This window comes from Mesorhizobium sp. Root157 (genome assembly GCF_001427385.1).
Classification (GTDB): Bacteria; Pseudomonadota; Alphaproteobacteria; order Rhizobiales; family Rhizobiaceae; genus Mesorhizobium.
On the sequence record NZ_LMGJ01000023.1, the window covers coordinates 204024 to 221461 of the forward strand.

At 63.1% G+C, this 17438-nt stretch carries 20 protein-coding genes; 9 read left to right on the forward strand and 11 right to left on the reverse strand.

What is annotated here, in order from left to right; genetic code table 11:
• Positions 1 to 17 precede the first annotated feature (17 nt).
• Entirely contained in the window at positions 18 to 1058 is a 1041-nt protein-coding gene (locus tag ASD64_RS13270; protein ID WP_056105980.1) for a CapA family protein, read from the forward strand.
• A 2-nt stretch (positions 1059 to 1060) separates the two neighbouring features.
• Here ASD64_RS13270 and ASD64_RS13275 read toward each other — a convergent pair whose 3' ends face one another.
• Positions 1061 to 1318 carry a SemiSWEET family sugar transporter gene (locus ASD64_RS13275; RefSeq protein WP_056105682.1) on the reverse strand — a complete coding sequence of 86 codons (258 nt, stop codon included), beginning with the start codon at positions 1316 to 1318 and terminating at the stop codon, positions 1061 to 1063.
• 477 nt (positions 1319 to 1795) lie between these two features.
• Between ASD64_RS13275 and ASD64_RS13280 the strand changes: the two genes are divergently transcribed.
• Together ASD64_RS13280 and ASD64_RS13285 are read left to right on the forward strand one after the other, a co-directional pair.
• Positions 1796 to 2038: a DUF1344 domain-containing protein gene (locus ASD64_RS13280; protein ID WP_056105684.1), complete on the forward strand. Its 243-nt coding sequence runs from the start codon at positions 1796 to 1798 to the stop codon at positions 2036 to 2038.
• A gap of 261 nt (positions 2039 to 2299) precedes the next feature.
• Positions 2300 to 3241 (forward strand): diacylglycerol/lipid kinase family protein, encoded by a 942-nt coding sequence (locus ASD64_RS13285; RefSeq protein ID WP_244480790.1) that lies wholly within the window; start codon positions 2300 to 2302, stop codon positions 3239 to 3241.
• 49 nt (positions 3242 to 3290) lie between these two features.
• Here ASD64_RS13285 and ASD64_RS13290 read toward each other — a convergent pair whose 3' ends face one another.
• Genes ASD64_RS13290 through ASD64_RS13300 form a run of 3 tightly spaced genes read right to left on the reverse strand, consistent with a single transcriptional unit; the run spans position 3291 to position 7035 of the window.
• On the reverse strand, positions 3291 to 4214 hold the full coding sequence (locus tag ASD64_RS13290; protein ID WP_056105687.1) for an NAD(P)-dependent oxidoreductase: 924 nt from the start codon (positions 4212 to 4214) through the stop codon (positions 3291 to 3293).
• Positions 4211 to 5422, reverse strand: a complete 1212-nt coding sequence (locus ASD64_RS13295; RefSeq protein WP_056105690.1) for a mandelate racemase/muconate lactonizing enzyme family protein — start codon at positions 5420 to 5422, stop codon at positions 4211 to 4213. The genes ASD64_RS13290 and ASD64_RS13295 overlap by 4 nt, the downstream gene beginning before the upstream one ends.
• Entirely contained in the window at positions 5419 to 7035 is a 1617-nt protein-coding gene (locus ASD64_RS13300; protein ID WP_056105692.1) for a GMC family oxidoreductase, read from the reverse strand. Before ASD64_RS13300 ends, ASD64_RS13295 begins: the two co-directional genes overlap by 4 nt.
• A gap of 295 nt (positions 7036 to 7330) precedes the next feature.
• Here ASD64_RS13300 and ASD64_RS13305 point away from each other — a divergent pair, with 295 nt between their 5' ends.
• The gene (locus ASD64_RS13305) at positions 7331 to 7723 is read left to right on the forward strand and encodes an acyl-CoA thioesterase (RefSeq protein ID WP_056105694.1); all 393 of its coding nucleotides are present in this window, start codon (positions 7331 to 7333) and stop codon (positions 7721 to 7723) included.
• Positions 7724 to 7770: 47 nt separating this feature from the next.
• On the opposite strand, the gene ASD64_RS13310 is transcribed toward ASD64_RS13305, so the two are convergent.
• On the reverse strand, positions 7771 to 8142 hold the full coding sequence (locus ASD64_RS13310; RefSeq protein WP_056105696.1) for a winged helix-turn-helix transcriptional regulator: 372 nt from the start codon (positions 8140 to 8142) through the stop codon (positions 7771 to 7773).
• 82 nt (positions 8143 to 8224) lie between these two features.
• Between ASD64_RS13310 and ASD64_RS13315 the strand changes: the two genes are divergently transcribed.
• On the forward strand, positions 8225 to 8824 hold the full coding sequence (locus tag ASD64_RS13315; protein ID WP_056105698.1) for an NADPH-dependent FMN reductase: 600 nt from the start codon (positions 8225 to 8227) through the stop codon (positions 8822 to 8824).
• A gap of 70 nt (positions 8825 to 8894) precedes the next feature.
• On the opposite strand, the gene ASD64_RS13320 is transcribed toward ASD64_RS13315, so the two are convergent.
• The 6 genes from ASD64_RS13320 to ASD64_RS13345 form a co-directional block, all read right to left on the reverse strand.
• The gene (locus tag ASD64_RS13320) at positions 8895 to 10208 is read right to left on the reverse strand and encodes a hemolysin family protein (RefSeq protein WP_056105700.1); all 1314 of its coding nucleotides are present in this window, start codon (positions 10206 to 10208) and stop codon (positions 8895 to 8897) included.
• A 90-nt stretch (positions 10209 to 10298) separates the two neighbouring features.
• Positions 10299 to 11000 (reverse strand): LssY C-terminal domain-containing protein, encoded by a 702-nt coding sequence (locus ASD64_RS13325; RefSeq protein WP_056105702.1) that lies wholly within the window; start codon positions 10998 to 11000, stop codon positions 10299 to 10301.
• 45 nt (positions 11001 to 11045) lie between these two features.
• Complete coding sequence (locus tag ASD64_RS13330; RefSeq protein WP_056105705.1) at positions 11046 to 11894, reverse strand: extensin family protein; 849 nt, start codon at positions 11892 to 11894, stop codon at positions 11046 to 11048.
• Between the two features lie 136 nt (positions 11895 to 12030).
• Positions 12031 to 12927, reverse strand: coding sequence for an extensin family protein (locus ASD64_RS13335; RefSeq protein WP_056105706.1), 897 nt, complete (start codon positions 12925 to 12927; stop codon positions 12031 to 12033).
• Positions 12928 to 13083: 156 nt separating this feature from the next.
• Positions 13084 to 13797 (reverse strand): MOSC domain-containing protein, encoded by a 714-nt coding sequence (locus ASD64_RS13340; protein ID WP_056105708.1) that lies wholly within the window; start codon positions 13795 to 13797, stop codon positions 13084 to 13086.
• Positions 13787 to 14212 carry a DUF3775 domain-containing protein gene (locus ASD64_RS13345; RefSeq protein ID WP_056105712.1) on the reverse strand — a complete coding sequence of 142 codons (426 nt, stop codon included), beginning with the start codon at positions 14210 to 14212 and terminating at the stop codon, positions 13787 to 13789. The genes ASD64_RS13340 and ASD64_RS13345 overlap by 11 nt, the downstream gene beginning before the upstream one ends.
• A gap of 166 nt (positions 14213 to 14378) precedes the next feature.
• Between ASD64_RS13345 and ASD64_RS13350 the strand changes: the two genes are divergently transcribed.
• The 4 genes from ASD64_RS13350 (at position 14379) to ASD64_RS13365 (ending at position 17433) form a co-directional block, all read left to right on the forward strand.
• Positions 14379 to 14729: a DMT family protein gene (locus ASD64_RS13350; protein WP_156460137.1), complete on the forward strand. Its 351-nt coding sequence runs from the start codon at positions 14379 to 14381 to the stop codon at positions 14727 to 14729.
• 70 nt (positions 14730 to 14799) lie between these two features.
• Positions 14800 to 15339 carry a tetratricopeptide repeat protein gene (locus ASD64_RS13355; RefSeq protein ID WP_056105716.1) on the forward strand — a complete coding sequence of 180 codons (540 nt, stop codon included), beginning with the start codon at positions 14800 to 14802 and terminating at the stop codon, positions 15337 to 15339.
• A 276-nt stretch (positions 15340 to 15615) separates the two neighbouring features.
• Entirely contained in the window at positions 15616 to 16089 is a 474-nt protein-coding gene (gene greA, locus ASD64_RS13360) for a transcription elongation factor GreA (protein ID WP_056105718.1), read from the forward strand.
• A gap of 252 nt (positions 16090 to 16341) precedes the next feature.
• Complete coding sequence (locus ASD64_RS13365; RefSeq protein WP_413813602.1) at positions 16342 to 17433, forward strand: glycosyltransferase family 4 protein; 1092 nt, start codon at positions 16342 to 16344, stop codon at positions 17431 to 17433.
• Positions 17434 to 17438: the final 5 nt, after the last annotated feature.

Genomic DNA, 17438 nt, shown 5'->3' on the forward strand with positions numbered 1-17438 from the left:
CTTAAGACAGCGCGATGGTGTCGAACTATCCGCTTTCCTACAAGCTCTCATGGCTGCCGCGCTTCCTGAAGCCGTCGCTTCGGGGCGATGTGAGTGGCTTCGCGCCGGCGGCACAGGCCCTGATGCAGCCAATGCCGGCGAGCACGGTACGGCTGGCCTTTGTCGGCGATATTTCGGCGGTGGCAAATCATGATGTGCCCGTCATCGATCCGGCCCTTGCCGCTGTTCTGTCGGCCGCTGACCTGGTCGTCGGCAATTGCGAGAGCCCGGTGATCGAGCGGCCACGGGCGAGGTTTGGAACATGGCTTGGAACACGTCACGCCATGACGCCGGCCTTTCTCGCAGCAGCACTGGAGGCGGCGGGTGTCAGGCCGACGAAACTGGTGCTTTCTGTCGCCAACAACCATATGCTGGACCAGGGCGCCGGCGGGTTCGATGAAACCTTGGCGACGTTGCGTGGCTTGGGTATCCGCCCCATCGGGACGGCGGTAGATGGGCCGGTTGCGCGTGTTGCGGCGGGGCCGATCACATTGGGATTTGCCGCTTTCACGCAATGGCGCAATGCCGGACAGGCGGCGTTTGCGGGTCGTGTGGCCATGGCCGGCGAACAGGTGCGCACCGGCGACGGGATAGACTTTCTGTGCGCGGCGCCGCATTGGGATTGGGAGTTCAGGCATTTTCCGCGGGCCGAGACGCGGCTGTGGGCGCAGAGGCTGGCGGGGCAGGGCTTTGGCCTGATCGCCGGACACCATGCCCATGTCGTGCAGCCGGTCGAGCGCATCGGCAAGACAGTGGTGGCGTATGGGCTTGGCGATTTCCTCGGTACGGTACTGCCGCGCCAGCCCTGGCCCGGCCGCATCGGCGCGATGCTGCTTGCCGAAGTCAGCACCGACCTTGCAACGCGCGGCTCCGTGGCGGCGTACCAGATGCGGTTCTTTTATCGGCAGCGCGAGGGGGTGCGGGAGCGGCTGGTGCCGATCGAAGCGCTGGAGGGACCGGCGCGAAGCAGGGTCGAGGCGCGGCTGGCGGCGATCTACGGCAAGCCGCGAGGCGGTTGAGATCAGCCGAAACGCAGTTTCATGCCGACAATGGCGATGATGAACAGAAAGGTCAGGCCATTGGCGATGATAACCGGCCATGAGCCGATGAGCAGGCCGTACAGCGTCCACAGGAAGACGCCGAACGCCAATGCCGCTGTGGTGGCCAGAGAGATGTCCCTTGCCTGCCGCTCGCGCATGATCTTCAGGATCTGCGGCAGCCACGCGAAGGTCGTGATGACGGCGGCGACCGCGCCAATGAGCTCGAACCAGGGATGCAAGGTGTCAGCTTTCGAAAAGAGCCGCGTCGTAGAGCGATATCCGATTTCTTCCGGTAGGACGGTTCAAACCGATCGGATATTGCTCTGGCCGCTATGCCAGATTTGCGGAGTGTTGGGAAGCTGGCTGCACGGCTGGACCAATGAAACAAAATGTGTCGCGCGCAAGATTATGGGCCGGCTCCCGTGATCGCCAGCGGGGCCAAATGCGGCGCCGCCGTGAACGTTGCCAATGATCGCCATGATCGGCCCGAACGACTCGTTTTGCAGGGCGCGGCGCTGTCATAAATGTGCCCGTGCCAAGGCCGTCTCCACGGCTCAATTGTCAATGTGTCGGAAATAAGTCTCTGAATCCATTTAGGAAAGTCACCCTTCGTGATTTGAAGAAGGTGCCGGCCCGCCATAGGTGTGGGGCGTCCGGCGGCCACCAAATCCAAGCCGGCCGGAAGGAAGAAACCGCTCAACACGGGAGTACGATCAATGAAGAAGACCCTCGCTACCGCCGGTGCCTTGCTTGCCCTGCTCAGCACTGCCTATGCAGCGACAGTGGAAGGCACCATCCAAGCGGTCGATCCGCAGACCAAGTCGATCACGCTTGACGATGGCAAGATCTATCAGTTGCCTGCCGAAGCTTCGGTCGATCAACTGGCGGTCGGCGCCAAGGTTGTCGTCACCGTGGACGACACGACGGGCACGGTGACATCGATCCAGAAGGCATCGTAACCCCGCCTTACAGTTTGCTCAGGCTTCAGGCCGGTCCCTTTGGGGCCGGCCTTTTTCGTGTGTTTAAGGCTCAGGCCAAAAACCGGATTCCACTTTCCTGCCCGATGCTTTATTCCGTAGGCTTGGAGCGCGACGCGATCTTTCAGATCCGCTGGCGCGCTCCAAGTATTTGCTTTTATGCATGTCGTTATCCCGAAACCGGTTCCCACTTTCGGGCGACATGCATTAGGGTCCGGACCCTGGGAGGCATTGCGGGGAGGCGTGCGCTTGAAGGTTGGTGTCATCCTCAATCCTGTGGCGGGCGGCGGCAGGCTCAGGCGCGACTGGCCGCGGGTGGCGGGCCTGCTCGGCAAGCATTTCGGCGAGTTCGAACTGCGCGAGACGCAAGCCGAGGGCGATGCCGAACGGCTGGCGATCGACCTCGCCATGCATGGCTGCGGGCTTGTGATCGCCGCCGGGGGCGATGGCACCGCCAGCGAAGTGGCCGATGGGTTGCTGCAGGCTCATGAAGTCAGGCGCGTGACGGAACTGGCGCTGCTGCCCTGCGGCACCGGAATAGACTTCGCGCGCGGGCTTGGCCTGCCGCGCAATGTCGATGCGCTGCTTGCGCATATCGCCCAGGCCAAGGGCCGCAAGGTCGACGCCGGGCGCATCTCCTACATCGACGATCATGGCGCGCTGGCCAGCCGCCATTTCATCAATATTGCCAGCCTCGGCCTGTCGGGGGTAACCGACCGGGCGGTCAATGCCGACAAGCGCAAGGGGCGCGTCTCGGCCAAGGCGCTGTTTTACTGGCGCACCGTGGCGGCGTTCGCACGCTACCGTTTCCAGACGGTGCGCATCACGGTCGATGACGGCAAGCCGGTGGAAGCCAGCATCGCGCTGGTGGCGGTCGCCAATGGCCGCTTCTTCGGCGGCGGCATGATGATCGCGCCGGACGCGGAGCTGAACGACGGGCAGTTCGACATCGTCATCCTGAAAGCGGCCGGCAAGCTGCAACTGATGTGGGACCTGCGGCTGGTCTATGGCGGCCGGCACCGCAACCATCCGGCCATCACCATTCTGCGCGGCCGCAAGGTGCTGGTCGAGCCGGTCGGCAGTGCTGCGGTCAACGGGGCTCTGGTCGATATCGATGGCGAGTCGCCGGGGAGGGTGCCGGCGACCTTCGAGATTCTGCCGGGCGCGCTGACGCTGCGGTATTGATTCCGAAGGGTAACGTAAAGTGTTGAAATTGTGATGGTTCTGTAGGACGTCAGGCTTCAAGCCTGGCCGGAAAGCCGGGCGCGCGCAATTGGGTGCCGACGGCGTCCTCGATCAGTTTGACGATGCTCGTCGACCAGGCGTCGCCGCCATAGGCGGCCCTTCCCTGCTCGAAAATCGCATTGACCCGCCCTGCAAGATCGAGCGGCACGCCGGTCTGTCTGGCCATGCGCATGGCGAAGCCGAGATCCTTGAGCGCGAGGTCCATGGTGAAGCCGATGTCGTAGGAGCCGTTGAGCACCAACTGGCTTTCGGTCTCGTGGACGAAGCTGTTGCCGGAGGAGGCGACGATGGCGTGGTAAGCCTGCGCGAGATCGAGCCCGCCGGTCTTGGCCAGCATCAGCGCCTCGCCGGCGGCGACGAGATGGATGAAGGCCAGCATGTTGGTGATGACCTTGATGATCGCGCCGGAGCCGATCGGACCCATGTGGAAGGAACGGGAGCACATCGCTTCAATGGCCTTGCGGTGCCGCTCGTAGAGTGCCGCATCGCCGCCGACCAGCGCCGTGATCTGGCCCGTCGCCGCCAGATGCACGCCGCCGGTGACCGGGCACTCGAGCGTCTGGATGCCGCGTGCGGCAGCGAGCCCGGCGAGATGGACGATCTCGTCGCGGCCGTTGGTGGACATCTCGATCCACGTGCCGCCTTCAGGCAAGCCCTCCAGCAGGCCGCCGGGACCGGAGAGGACGGCTTCGCTGATCTTTGGCGAGGGCAGGCAAGTGATGGCATTGCCGGCCTTGGCGGCCGCGACGGCAGGGCTTGCTGCTGGCTTGGCGCCGAGCGCCATGAGCTTTTCGACCGCGCTTGGCGATGGGTCGTAGACGATCAGGGAAAAACCGCTGCGCAGCAGGCTGGCGGCGAGGTTGCTGCCGAGATTACCGAGGCCGATGAAAGCGTATTTCTGTCGTGCGCTCATGGAAACAAGGGATCCTGGGTCATCTGCAGATGCAAATCCTTGCCGGTGTAAGGATGCGCCTCGCAGACGGTTTCGTCCAGTTCCACGCCGATGCCCGGTTCGCTCGACGGAATGACGTTGCCGTCCTGCCACGCGATCTTCGTCTTCAGGAGCTTCGCGTGGAAGCCGTCCCACTGCTTCAGCGATTCCAGGATGAGGAAATTGGGCAGCGTCACGGCAAGCTGGATGTTGGCCGCGCCGACGATCGGGCCGCAATAGCAGTGGGGGGCGATCTGGATGTGGTAGGCCTCGGCCATGGCCGCGATCTTCTTCGTTTCAAGGATGCCGCCGGAGCGGCCGAGATCGGGCTGGAGGATCGACGCGGCGCGGTTTTCGATGATGCGGGCGAACTCGAATTTCGTGGTCAACCGCTCGCCGGTGGCGATGGGGATGCGCGTGCCGCGCGCGACTTCGGCCATGACTTCGGGCATGTCGGGCGGCACCGGCTCCTCGAACCAGAGCGGGTCGTATGGCTCGATGGCTGCGGCCATGCGCAGCGCGCCGGAGGCCGTGAACTGGCCGTGCGTGCCGAAGAGAATGTCGGCCTTCATGCCGACCGCCTCGCGGATCGCCTTCATCATGCGGGCCGACAGGTCAATGTCGGCGAGGCGCGGCTGGTGGCCGTCGAAGGCGGTGTAGGGGCCGGCGGGGTCGAGTTTCACCGCGTTGAAGCCCTGCTCGACGTAGAGGGCCGCGCATTCGGCGGCGAGGTCGGGGTCGTTGTAGACGTTCTTGCCGTGCGCATCCTCGGAATGCACCGAGCCGCTGTGCGGGTAGAGGTAGGTGTAGGTGCGCAGCTTCTCGTGCACCCGCCCGCCCAGCAATTGATAGACCGGCTTGCCGGCTTCCTTGCCGATAATGTCCCAGCAGGCGATTTCGAGCGCCGAGAAACAGCCCATTCCGGAAACGTCCGGTCGCTGGGTGAAACCGGAGGAATAACAGCGGCGGAAGAAGCTTTCGATGTCGTGCGGGTCGCGGCCGACCAGATAACGTTCCGCCATGTCCTCGATCATGCGGGCGGTCACATGGGCGGAAAAGGTGGCGTTGTAGGCTTCGCCATAGCCGACGACGCCGCTGTCGGTGGTGAGCTTGACGAAGATGAAATACTTGCCGCCGATACCGGGCGGCGGGTTGCCGACCACGAAGGTTTTGACGTCGGTGATTTTCATGGGTTGTCCTCCAGAACCATGGTGGCGCCTTTCCAGCCGGTCATAATGGATGCGGCATTGGTGTTGCCGGTGACGTTGTCGGGAAAGATCGAGGCGTCGATGACGCGAAGACCTGAAAGGCCGTGGACGCGCAGCCTCGGATCGACGACGGAGCGTGAGGGGTCGGGACCCATGCGGCAGGTCGCAACCGGATGGTAGACAGTACCCGAACGCTTCCTGAAATCCTGAATCAGGTCTGCATCGGAAGTGATTGAAGGGCCTGGCAAAACCTCTTCCTCGACGATCTCGGCAATGGCCGGCATGGACGCCAGTTTGCGCAGGAATTTCACCGCGTCCAGCATCTCCGAAACATCCTCGTTGGTCGAGAAGGCATTCGGCATGATCTTCGGATGGTCGAGCGGATCGGCCGAGCGGATCATGATCTCGCCACGGCTGGAGGGACGGCAGTTGGACAGGCCGATGGAAAAGCCCGGCCATGGATCGGGCGACAGGATCGGACGCTCGCCGCTCCTTGGAATGACAGTCGAGAAGGCCTGGAAATAGAGCTGCATGTTGACGCGGCGATGGCCGGGATCGGTGCGGAAGAAGCCGCCGCCCTGGTTCATCGACATCGACAGTGGTCCGGTGTGCATGAGTAGATACTGCATGCCGACCAGCGCCTTACCCCACCATGGGCGCAGGATCTGGTTCAGCGTCGGCAGCCTGCCTTTCCAGGTGTAGTTGATGCCCTGATGGTCTTGCAGATTGCGGCCGACATTTTCCGAGGCATGGACGATGGGAATGCCGAGACGGGACAGCAGCGCGGCGGGGCCGACGCCGGACAGTTGCAGCAATTGCGGCGTGTTGACCGAACCGCCGCTGAGGATGATTTCGCGACTGGCGCGGGCGGTCTTGCGTTCGCCGTCTTGAAAATATTCGACGCCGATGGCGCGCTTGCCTTCGAACAGGATGCGGGTCGCCAGCGCGCGCATCTCGACGCGGACGTTGCCGCGCTTCATGGCCGGGCGCAGGAAGGCGCGCGAAGCGGACATGCGCCGGCCGCCTTTGGTGGTGATCTGGTAGACGCCGACACCTTCCTGTGAAGCGCCGTTGAAATCCTGGTTGAGGGCAAGGCCGGCCTGCTGGCCGGCTTGCAGGAAGCGTTCGGTCAGCGGATGAGCATTGCTGCGATTGTCGGTGACATGGACAGGGCCGCCGCGTGCGCGCCATTGGTCGGTGCCGGCCTCGTTATCCTCGATGGCCTTGAAGACCGGCAACAGGTCGCTGTAGCTCCAGCCGGGATTGCCCGCCTCGGCCCAGGCGTCGAAATCCTCACGCGCGCCCCTGATCCAGACCATGGCGTTGATCGAACTCGATCCGCCGAGCAGCCTGCCGCGCGGCCAGTGGTCGGTGTTGCCGGCAAGGCCGGGGTCGGGCTCGGTCCAGTAGTTCCAGTTGACGGCCGGGTCGAAGAAGGTCTTGCCGTAGCCGAGCGGCATCTGGACGTAGAAGCGGCGGTCGCTGCCACCGGCTTCCAGCACCAGGACGGAGAAGCGGCCGCCGGCCGACAGTTTCTCGGCAACGACGGAGCCTGCGGAGCCGGAGCCGACGACAATGAAATCATAGGTGGTCATGATGGATGAGGCGGCTCCGAAAGTTTCGCCGCTAGCCTAGACCGGTGCCAGGCCGGCCGTCATTGCGCCTTCCGTCATGGCTTGTGAAAAAAGCGACTGTAGCGTCTGAAACCCGACTGTCGATTGATCCTGGATCGCCGTGCATCCTGCCGGACGCGTAGCGGCGATCTACCATTTTTGAACATCGGATTTTCCGAAAACCGGATTTCGCCTTTCGGTCCGATGCTCTGGCAGCGTTGACGCATCGGTTGGGCGGGACTAGGGACGAAAGGCATTGAAAGGGAAGGGCGACGGCATGGTGCGATACGCGGACGGCAAACCGCGCGGCGAACTGACATTGCGCACGCTGGCCATGCCCTCGGACGCCAATGCCGCCGGCGACATATTCGGCGGCTGGGTGATGGCGCAGATGGACCTTGCCTGCGGCATAAGGGCCGCCGAACGGGCGCGCGGGCGCGTGGTGACCGCAGCCGTCAACGAGATGGCCTTCGCCAAGGCGATGAAGGTGGGCGATACGCTGTGCATTTACACCCATGTCGAACGCGTCGGGCGCACGTCGATGACGCTCAAGGTGGAAGCCTGGGCGCAGCGCTATCTGTCCGACCTGATGGAAAAGGTCACTCACGCCGATTTTGTCATGGTGGCGCTGGACGGCGATGGCAAACCCAAGGTTGTGCCGGCCGAGTAAAAACCGGTGCTGGCGGCGCTGACCTGAATTCCGACACAGCTTGACGATCAGGCCGCCGCGGCAGTGTCGAACTGTGCGCGGGCGCTGTTGATGCGTTCCATGTTGGAGCGCGCCCAATCTCCGAGCGCAGTGACCGGGCCCAGCAGTTCGCGGCCAAGATCGGTCAGTTCGTAATCGACACGCGGCGGGATGGTCGGGAAGACGGTGCGCGTGACGAAGCCGTCACGCTCCAGGCTGCGCAGCGTCGTGGTCAGCATCTTTTGCGAAATACCGCCGACGGCGTGGCGCAACTCGTTGAAACGCATCGGGCCGGACCCGAGCGTGGACACGACAAGGACCGTCCATTTGTCGCCGACGCGCTGCAATACGGCGCTGACGGCGCGGCAATCCTCGGTGTGATGAAGGTGCCTCGGTTTCAAAAAAGTGCCTCCTTGCGGCCTGTTTGACAGTCACTCATATAGCGCGGGTATCCAAAAGATACCACTCGACAGGAGAACTTCAATGACCAAACCCAGAATTGGCATCGTCGTCGGATCGACCCGTCCCAATCGATTCGCCGACAAGCCGACGCAATGGATCTCGGCAATTGCCCAGCAGCACACCGATCTCGAGTTCGAGGTTCTCGACCTGCGGGATTATCCGATGCCGTTCTTCGACGAACAGGCGTCGCTTGCCTGGGCGCCGGCGCAAAACGAAGTGGCGCTGCGCTGGCAAAAGAAGGTGGAGGAACTGGACGGTTTCATCTTCATCACCGCGGAATACAATCACGGGCCGACGGCGGTGCTGAAGAACGCCATCGACTACGCCTTCAGCGAATGGAACAACAAGCCGGTGGCCTTTGTCGGCTATGGTGGGGCCGGTGCCGTGCGTGCGGTCGAACAGCTTCGCCAGGTGGCAATCGAAGTCCAGATGGCCCCGATTCGCAACGCCGTTCATATCCTGCTGCCAGACTTCGTGGCCGTGTTGCAGCAGGGCAAGAAGCTCGCGGATTTCGAGCACCTGAACCAGGGCGCCGAACAGTTGCTCAAACAGCTTTCATGGTGGGCCTATGCCTTGAAAAGGGCGCGCGACGCGGACGCCCAGACGGCGCAGGCAGCCTGAGCCGCAAGTTTTCGATATCCTCCCAAGGATGGGCGGCGCATGCGCCGCCCTTTTTCGTGGGGAGCTGACCCTAGCGAACGATTTCGCGGTGGCCGGTCGGCAACTTGGTTGCCATCACCTTGTCGATGCGGCGGCCGTCGAGATCGACGACCTCGAAGCGCCAGCCTTGCGCATCGACGGTTTCGCCGACTGCCGGCAGGTGGTGCATGTGGGACAGCACGTAACCGGCGACGGTTTCGTAGTCGCGGTTTTCGGGCAGGTCGATGCCGATCACGTCAGCCATTTCGTCGGCCTGCATATAGCCTTCAAGCAGCCATGAGCCGTCCTCGCGCTGCACGGCGGTTTCGTCGGCATCGTCCTCGTCCAGATCGGATTTGAACACGCCGGTGATGGCTTCGAGAATGTCGGCAGGCGTGACGACGCCCTCGAAGTGGCCGTACTCGTCGTGGACGAGAGCCATCGGCATGTCGGCTTCCTTCAACTTGGCCAGGACGTCGAGCGCATCGGCCTGGTCATGCACGATGGGCGCCTCACGCACATGCTTGCGGGCGTCGAGCGTCTTGCCGGCGAGAAGCGTCGCCAGTATGTCGCGGGTGTGGACGACGCCGATCATGGCATCGACGGCGCCATCGGCAGCCGGCAGGCGCGAATGCTGCGTCTCCATCAAAAGCTTGCGGATGGCCGTTTCGTCGGCCTGCACGTTGATCCAGTCGATATCGGTGCGCGGCGTCATCACAGCCCGCACCGCGCGATCGCCAAGGCGCATGACGCCGGCGATCATGCGGCGCTCGTCGGACTCGATGGTGCCGTGGTGCTCGGCCTCGGCGACGAGCATCTTGATTTCCTCGTCAGTGACCTTTTCCTCGCTCTCGCCGCGCTGGCCAAGCAGCCACAAAACGGCGCGGCCGGAGATGTCGAGCAGCCACACAAGCGGGGCCGCAACCTTGGCGAGGACGGCCATGGCCGGGGCGACCCTTGAGGCGACGCGCTCGGGATCGCGCAGGGCGATCTGCTTGGGCACCAGTTCACCGACGATGAGCGAGCCATAGGTGATCAAAGCAACGACGATGCCGACGCCCAGCGGATCGGCTACGTTCTGCCGGATGCCGGAGGCGGCCAGAACCTGCGCCAGCCTGTCGCCCAGCGTCGCGCCGGAGAAGGCACCGGACAAGACACCGACCAGCGTGATGCCGATCTGCACCGACGACAGGAATTTTCCGGGGTTGGCGCCAAGTTCCAGGGCGCGGGCGGCACCCTTGACGCCACGGTCCGTCATCGCCTTGAGCCTAGCAGGGCGGGACGAGACGATTGCCAACTCGGACATGGCCAAAAGGCCGTTCACGCACACGAGTACGACCACGATGGCAATTTCGATGTAAAGCATGGACGCTCATTAGCATCAGAGAAGGTGTGCAGCAAAGACGTCAAATGAAGGTCGAAGTATGAAAACGAAGGAATTGCAGAAAGGGCAAAATCAGGGTTTCAAAACGCCGATCACGACTTTGCCGTCGGTGAAATAGGGATCGCCGCCGCCGTTTCTGCCGGTTTTGGTTGCGCCGATGCCTTCCATCTCGCGGGTGGACGCAAGCGCGGATGCTTCGGTCAGGTCACGCATGAGCAAATCGCGTTCCGCGTCGATGTCGGGGCCGATGCGATGGGTGATCGCACCTGTGTCGTGGCTGAGGCCGACGCCGCGATCGAAGCTGGCGGAGCCGAGCCACAGAGATCTGCCGTCTTCCTGAAGCCGGGTCGTTTGCCACAGGCGCACATGATGGCGCTGGTCGGCACTATCGCCAACCGGCTTTTCGAAGGCGAGGTCCTGGACCCGGCCTTCAAAAAGGAGTCCGCTCACCGGCGCGTCGGGGTAGGGCCGATCGAACAGGACGCTTTCGCCGATTTCGACAGCCGTCTTCAGCGTCACGGCATCGGCCGTATCCCAATGGGCAAGGGCGAAGGCATGCACGATGTCGTCGCGGGAACCGGCAAGGCCGACATTGATGGGATCGCCGGCGATACCTTGCGGCGTGCGCGTGACCATTTCGATGGTCGTGGGGCCGGTTTGCCGGTCGCGCAATGTCCAGAATTCGGGCGCGGCGAAATAAGCGAGGCCGAGATAGGCACCGCAGGCAAGGGCAAACCAGTTTGCCGCGCGCCGCAATAGCCGCTTGCGTTTCATTGAGCCTCGATCCAGCCAAAATCCAACATGGTCGAAGCTGCCAGACTAGCGGCAGGCGCGATAGCCATTCCTGCGGTTCTTGATGTCGAAGTGGAAGTGGTTGCGGTGGTCGTAATTGTAGCCGGGGCCAAGCACGGTGGTGAAATAAGAGCAGCCGTCGGCGCGGACCGTGTTGAGCAGGCTGCGCTCGCGGAAGGCGAACAGTCCGGGCTTGCGCACGTCGATGTCCTTGCCGTTGTTGAGCTCGATGCTCATGACGTCGAGCGCGTTGCCCTTGCCGTGCTCGGACAACACGCCTTCGCCGCGGATACGGCGGCAGGAATAGCTGGAACCCTGATGGATCGCCTTGACGCCGGAGAAATAGCGCAGGCGGGCGGCCGGCACGAGTTCGCTCTTGGTCCAGGTGGCGAAGCTGGCGGCCATGGCGCACGTCAGCGTCGCGGCGGGCTTCATCTGGACACTGCCGATGGCAGAGACCTTGACCGGATAGTCGATGCCGCACTGGCCGCCGTTCTGGATATGGGCGATGTCGGTGTAGATGACGCCGAGCCGCCTGAGGTCGTTGCGGCAATCGATTTCCTCGGCTGGAAGCTGATTGCCCTGTGCAAGCGGCTCGTCCATGCGCGGATAAGCAGCGGTCATGTAGGGGTTGGACGGGACAAGCGTCTGCATGCCGGAATATTGCGGTACGGCCGGGGCCCAGGCGTCCACATATTGCGGTACCCCTGAAGTCTGCGTACCCACATCCACGGCCGGTTGAAGGTTGAATACGTCGCCGGTGGTGCAGGCTGAAATGCCAGCAGCCGAGGCCAAGGCGGCCAAACCAAAGGCGAGCCGCCGCGCACGTCCGCTTTTTGCCATGCCAGCCTTTGCGGCGCGAGAGTTTCCGACCATCGAACAATCCCTGTCCCTTGAGCAAACAGAGATTAACCACGAAGGGTAAAGGAAAAATCAGTGGCGAAATTCACCACTGTAGCAGGATTGCGGCATAAAGTCCTGAACGCAGGTCCTGTCTGGGGCGAAGGGACGGCTACTGGCAGAAGGTGCCGCCATTGCGGCGCGTTTCGAGATCGAAATGCAGGTGACGGGCATGGTCGGCGTCGCTGCCCGGTCCAAGCACGGTCTTGAACGGACCGCAGGCCGCCTTGCGAACGGCAACAAGGAATTCGGCCTGTTTTTGCGGGAGCGCCGCGCCGACCTCAACGACCGTGCCGTTTGCCAAGGTGAAACTGGCGATGTCCAGTGCGTTGCCGAAGGCGTGTTCCGACATCTTCCGGCCGTTGTGGCGCGGGCGGCAGACATAGGCCGATGCCTGGGCAATCGACTTCAAGGGCGAGCCGAGTTGGGCTCTTGCGGCGGGTGAGATGACAGCCTTGGTGAAGCGTGCCGCCGCCTCGGCCATCGGGCAGCTCATCAAGGCTTCCGGCGCGAGGTCGATGGATGTGCCGAGAGACTTGATAGCAAGCGGGTAGGGCAGCGAGCAGCCGGCGACCGCATTCTGCTCGGCCTTGCGGTCTTCGAACCTCACGCCAAGGGCGTTGAGGCGCTTGCGGCATTCGAGTTCCTCCTCCGGCATCTTTTCGGCGGCGATGACGGTCGAGCGCGGGTCGGCCAAGGGTCTTGCCGGCTTTGGCTCGTCCTGTCGCGTTGCACCGGCAGGCGGCTTTGCCAGTGGATGGGGAGCATCGACAGGGGGCGCTGGCTGGCTGGACTCTTCGCCATTGGGCCGAGGCTGCGGCAACGGCGGCGTTTGGGGTTCTGGTTGCGGCTTTTCACCGGCGTTTCCGTCAGGACGGTTGCCCGTCTCAGGAATGGGTGCCGAATGCGGAAGGACCACAGGCCCGGCCATCGCCGCCGTCATGTCCGGCAGCGGCAGGAGTGGAGCAAACAGCAGGATAGGGAGGAGCCTGACACGTGAAAAAGCCATCGCCCCTGCAACGGCTTTGCATGGGCGAGGTTGCACCGGCAGCCATCACGTTCGGTGACCGGTTGTCGCCATAGGCTATAACGGCCTTGATGAGGGTTTGATTCCGGATGCCCTGCCAGCGCCTTGATTTGGAACCGTTTTTGCCAACCGTTCTATCTATTGCCGATGTGAATCACGAAGGCGGCGATCCCAATCCTCGACGGTGCGGGTGGCAATGCGGCGGGCGGCCAGTTCGCGCCATGACAGAGCGAGTTGAGGCAAGTCGACCAGGCTCTGCAAGGCGTCCATGTCCAGCGTGCGGGTGTAGAGCAGATCGATGACGCGCGACAGCGGCCACTGTGGTGCAGGGCGCTGTTCAAGGCGCAGGCAGTCGCCGGCCTCGCTGCTGCCTTCCTCAAGCACGCGGTAATACCAGCCGGTGCGTCCACTCTTCTGGACCAGATAGGCCATGTCCTGCCGTTCGAAGCGGGCATTGAGCCGCCAGCACGGCTGGCGGCCCTGGCTTACCTGCAGCACGGCGGTGCCGAGGCGGTAGATATCGCCGATGCAGATGTCGGCTTCGGTCATGCCCTGGGTGGAGATGTTTTCTCCGAAGGCGGGCGCACTGGCTTTGATTCCATCCGCCAGCCAGGCCGGGTAGTGGTCGCGCGGATAGTGGTGCAGCGCCTTTTCCGGCCCGCCATGATGGCGCGTGTCGCCCTGGTGGTCGCCCTGCAGGCCGATGCGGGTGATGCGCTGCGGCCCATCCGCTTTCGTCTTGCCGATGCCGCTCGGCACGTTGCGCGGCCCAAGAGGCGCCAGCTTGCCGATGAACAAGGCGTCGACGACGATTTTTGCCGGACTGGCCTTGATTGAAACGCTATTCTGCAACTGCTTCCAATCCCTGTTCCAGCCAATCGGCAAGCTGCGGCATGCCCAAAAGATACTTTGCCGTCTGCCGCCGCGGACGCTGGCGTGCGGCACCGAGCGCCTCGCTCCACTCGCTGGCGTCGTAGTCGCCGCGCCCCACCCAGGCCAGTGCGATCAGTTCGGCCGCCTCGTCGACATTCAGGTCGCCGATCAGTTCACGCAATTCCCGCTCGGTCAGGTCTTCCGACTCTTCCTCCGCCAGGCCGTCGTGCTGGTGGAGGTCGTGGCCGTCGCCGTCGAACTCGATCTCGTGTTCGTTACCGTCGGCAAAATCGTCGCTGACACCGGCGCTCAGCGCTTTCGCCTTGAGGATGAACAGGCGCACCGTGTCCGGCCCGATCGACAGCTCCCATTCCTTGTCCGCGCGATGCTGCACTGGATGTCTCCGTGCCAGGGCCAGCCGGCCTGCCCGCTGGCGGCCCGATGATAGCGCATTTGCAGATTGCGTCATCCTTTGATGGTTGCCGCATCTCGACCTGATTGACAGGACCAGCACTTGAAATGAAATGGCGCAATTCTCTCCAACCGATCGGAAACCTGACGTGGCGCTGTTCTTGTCTCCCAAAGTCCTGCCCATCCTGATGCTCATCGCCTCGAACGTCTTCATGACGTTTGCGTGGTACGGGCATCTGAAGTTCAAGGGTACGGCGATCTACATTGCCGTCATGGCGAGTTGGTCGATCGCCTTCTTCGAGTACTGGCTGGCGGTGCCGGCCAACCGCATCGGCAGCCAAGCCTACTCGACGGCGGAACTCAAGACGATGCAGGAAGTGATCACGCTCACCGTGTTCGCGGTCTTTTCCGTCGTCTATCTCAAGGAGGCGCTGACACTGAACCACGTCATGGGGTTTGCGCTCATTGCCGGCGGTGCCGCCCTGATCTTCAGGGGATGAAAAGCCGGGCCGGAGGCGTTAGCTTTCCGACGCCAATTCGTCACTACGACCTGGAAACAAGGAGGCTTCGATGCGCATGAAATTGCTGATGCAGGTTGCGGCACTTACCGCTCTGCCGCTGGTTGCAACGCCGGTTTTTTCCGCCGGCGGTGACAGCGGCGGCGGCGGCAACGACACCGTGACCCAATGCAAGACCGGCCAGGTCTTCGACAAGAAGCTGAAAAAGTGCGTCGAACCGAAGCAGGGGATGCTGGACGACGACAACATCTACGAAGCCGGGCACACGCTGGCCATGGCGGGGCGCTACGACGAGGCGATCGCGGTGCTGAGCCTGGCTGAAGACAAGACCGATCCGCGCATCCTCAATTATCTCGGCTATTCCCACCGCAAGGCGGGGCGAATCACCGTTGGCCTCGGCTATTATCAGGAAGCGTTGCACAACGACCCCGACTACACGCTGGTGCGCGAATATCTCGGCGAAGCCCATCTGCAGCTTGGCGATGTCGCAGCCGCGCGCGAACAGCTTTCAGAGATCGAGAAGCGCGTCGGCAAGGGCGCGCGTGAATATGGCATGCTGGCCGAACAGATCGATCATTTCCTGAGGAGTTGATCGGCCTCAAGGTTTATCTGCGATCGGTAACGCGGCCGAAGAATCGGCATTTCCACGGCGTCGGCGGTCTTTGGACGGGCAGGAAAAGCCTTTTGGCGGGTGGGCTGTAAAGCTTATTGTCCGGCTACGATTTTTGAGCGTGAAAAACCTGCGGCAATCGCTATATTGATCAAATCCGAGATGTGACGGTCCCGTCGGGTAGTTCCGCCGGACCGTTTTCTTTTTGTGCGACAGAGCCCACCCGTGGAATGGGGAGGCGGCAGGAAAGGACTGGCTATGAACAAGGTGCCGATGACCGGCAAGGGCTTCGATTCGCTGAAGGAGGAGTTGCGCTGGCGCCAACAGGAAGAGAGGCCACGCATCATCGAGGCGATCGCCGAGGCTCGCTCGCACGGCGACTTGTCCGAAAATGCCGAATACCACGCCGCCAAGGAGGCGCAGAGCCTGAACGAGGGGCGGGTCGGCGAGCTTGAGGACCTGATCGCGCGCGCCGAAGTCATCGACATCAGCAAGCTCAGCGGTGAAAAGGTCAAATTCGGCGCCACTGTCGTTTTGATCGACGAGGATTCCGAAGAAAAGAAGACCTACCAGATCGTCGGCGACCAGGAAGCGGACGTGAAGGCGGGGCGAATCTCGATTTCCTCGCCTATCGCGCGGGCGCTGATCGGCAAGGAAGTCGGCGACGCCATCGAGGTCAACGCGCCGGGCGGCGCGCGCGGCTACGAGATCGTCGACCTGCGCTGGCTCTAGAACCAGTCGACATTCAGGATTTGAGGCGTGGTATGAGCAAAAATCGCTCAGTTCGAGGAGCGGAGCCGAAGGCGGTGTGGACCACCGTCGAGGATTCGCGACGGGGAAACGGGCGACTTTTGCCATATCCCAGTGGGACGCGGCGTATTTCGGCCCTGAATGCGTCGAAAATGCTCGCCGGTGGTCCACACCGCCTTGCGCTTTTCTCCTTTTCAGGACCGAAATCCGGCTCGCGCCACGCACGAAACCTGAATGTCGATTGGTCCTAGGTCGAACGGGGTGGCGCCGGCCCGCATGGTTCTGTCGCGGGTCGAGGTGATCGTGCCCAATTTCAAGCAGCGCCTGTCCGGCGTCACGAGCACCATCATCCAGCTCGTGCCGCTGCAAGCGGCTGAAATCGGCATTGCGACACTTGGGCCTGGACTGCCCGACCATCTGCCGAAAATGCGCTGGTGGCAGATTGCCGGGCTGTTGCGGCGGCCTGAGGCCGCGCCGGTGCGCGTGTGGCACGCGCGCCGCAACCCGGAAATGCTCGCCGGTGCGATCCTCAAATATGTGCTGCGCGCGCCGCTGAAACTGGTGTTCACGTCTGCTTCGCAGCGCAAGCACACGCGCTGGACACGCTTCCTCATCCGCCGCATGGACACCGTCATCGCCACCAGCCGCAAGACGGCCGCCTATCTGGAGGTGCCGAACACCGTCGTCATGCACGGCATCGACATCGAGCGCTTCCACCAGCCGGCGGACAAGGCGGAGGCGGTGCGGGCCGTCGGCCTCGACCCTTCGCAATTTTATGCCGGCTGCTTCGGCCGCGTTCGGCACCAGAAGGGCACAGACCTGTTCGTGGACGCCATGATCGAGCTTCTGCCGCGCCATCCAGGGTGGTCGGCTGTGGTGGCTGGGCGCGCGACGGCCGAACACAAGGATTTCGAGGCCGGGCTGCGGGAGCGGGTGGAAAAGGCCGGGCTTGGCCAGCGCATCCTGTTCGTGGGCGAGCACCGCGACATCGAGCGCTGGTACCGGGCGCTGTCGCTCTATATCGCGCCGCAGCGCTGGGAGGGTTTCGGGCTGACGCCGCTGGAGGCCATGGCCAGCGGGGTTCCGGTGGTCGCGACCGATGTCGGGGCTTTCTCCGAACTGATCGAGGACGGCGTGACCGGCACTCTGATCGCTCGAGACGATCTGGGCGCGATGGTCGATGCGGCGGACAGGCTGATGGGGGACGACGCTGTGCGGGAAGAGGCCGCCGCAGCCTCTTTGCAAAGGGCGCACGCCCTGTTTCCATTGCAACGCGAGGCGGCGCGGCTGATCGAGATTTATCGGGAAATAGCGACCGCAGGCTGACGCCT

Excerpts from the sequence above, each read along its gene's own strand:
- ASD64_RS13280 (WP_056105684.1), top strand. The coding sequence starts at position 1,796 with ATGAAGAAGACCCTCGCTACCGCCGGTGCCTTGCTTGCCCTGCTCAGC.
- ASD64_RS13290 (WP_056105687.1), bottom strand. The coding sequence starts at position 4,214 with ATGAGCGCACGACAGAAATACGCTTTCATCGGCCTCGGTAATCTCGGC.
- ASD64_RS13295 (WP_056105690.1), bottom strand. The coding sequence starts at position 5,422 with ATGAAAATCACCGACGTCAAAACCTTCGTGGTCGGCAACCCGCCGCCC.
- ASD64_RS13300 (WP_056105692.1), bottom strand. The coding sequence starts at position 7,035 with ATGACCACCTATGATTTCATTGTCGTCGGCTCCGGCTCCGCAGGCTCC.
- ASD64_RS13305 (WP_056105694.1), top strand. The coding sequence starts at position 7,331 with ATGGTGCGATACGCGGACGGCAAACCGCGCGGCGAACTGACATTGCGC.
- ASD64_RS13315 (WP_056105698.1), top strand. The coding sequence starts at position 8,225 with ATGACCAAACCCAGAATTGGCATCGTCGTCGGATCGACCCGTCCCAAT.
- ASD64_RS13320 (WP_056105700.1), bottom strand. The coding sequence starts at position 10,208 with ATGCTTTACATCGAAATTGCCATCGTGGTCGTACTCGTGTGCGTGAAC.
- ASD64_RS13325 (WP_056105702.1), bottom strand. The coding sequence starts at position 11,000 with ATGAAACGCAAGCGGCTATTGCGGCGCGCGGCAAACTGGTTTGCCCTT.
- ASD64_RS13330 (WP_056105705.1), bottom strand. The coding sequence starts at position 11,894 with ATGGTCGGAAACTCTCGCGCCGCAAAGGCTGGCATGGCAAAAAGCGGA.
- ASD64_RS13335 (WP_056105706.1), bottom strand. The coding sequence starts at position 12,927 with ATGGCTTTTTCACGTGTCAGGCTCCTCCCTATCCTGCTGTTTGCTCCA.
- ASD64_RS13355 (WP_056105716.1), top strand. The coding sequence starts at position 14,800 with ATGCGCATGAAATTGCTGATGCAGGTTGCGGCACTTACCGCTCTGCCG.
- greA (WP_056105718.1), top strand. The coding sequence starts at position 15,616 with ATGAACAAGGTGCCGATGACCGGCAAGGGCTTCGATTCGCTGAAGGAG.
- ASD64_RS13365 (WP_413813602.1), top strand. The coding sequence starts at position 16,342 with ATGTCGATTGGTCCTAGGTCGAACGGGGTGGCGCCGGCCCGCATGGTT.